Origin of the sequence: Planomonospora corallina (assembly GCF_042650625.1) — a bacterium.
Taxonomy (GTDB): Bacteria; Actinomycetota; Actinomycetes; order Streptosporangiales; family Streptosporangiaceae; genus Planomonospora_B; species Planomonospora_B corallina.
In genome coordinates, this window is the sequence record NZ_JBHSBM010000055.1 from 538 (window position 1) to 1011 (window position 474).

The 474-nt window shown below is 76.2% G+C and carries 1 pseudogene; it reads left to right on the forward strand.

Annotated features, from left to right (window positions below):
• Positions 1 to 392 (forward strand): annotated as a pseudogene (locus tag ACFOWE_RS30970) (hypothetical protein); the annotation flags it as partial.
• Positions 393 to 474 lie beyond the last annotated feature (82 nt).

Sequence of the window (474 nt, forward strand, 5' to 3'; positions counted from 1 at the left end):
GCGGCGCCACCGCGTTCGTCGACGCCGAGGACGTGGGCGCGGTCGCCGCGGCCGCACTGCGTGACCCGGCCGCTCACGCAGGCCGGGCCTGGACGGTGACCGGCCCCCGGTCGCTGACCTACGACCAGGCCGCACAGATCCTCACCAGTGAGCTCGGCCGGCCGATCCGGTACGCGCGGCCCGGCCTGGCCGCCTACGCCCTGCACGCCCGCCGCACGCTGGGCATGGCCTGGCCCATGGTCGCGGTGACCGCGGCGATCTACACCACCGCACGGCTCGGCCTGGCCGCCGGACTGACCGGTGACGTGCGCGCCGTGCTGGGCCGCGACCCGATCGATTTCTCCGCCTTCGCCCACCGGGAACGCGCCGTCTGGGCCCGTCCCGGCGCCTGACTCCTTCACCCCTCGCCCCGGGGCCTTTGCGGGCCCGCCCCCAGGAGGACACGGATGAACATCGCCCTCATCGGCGCCACCG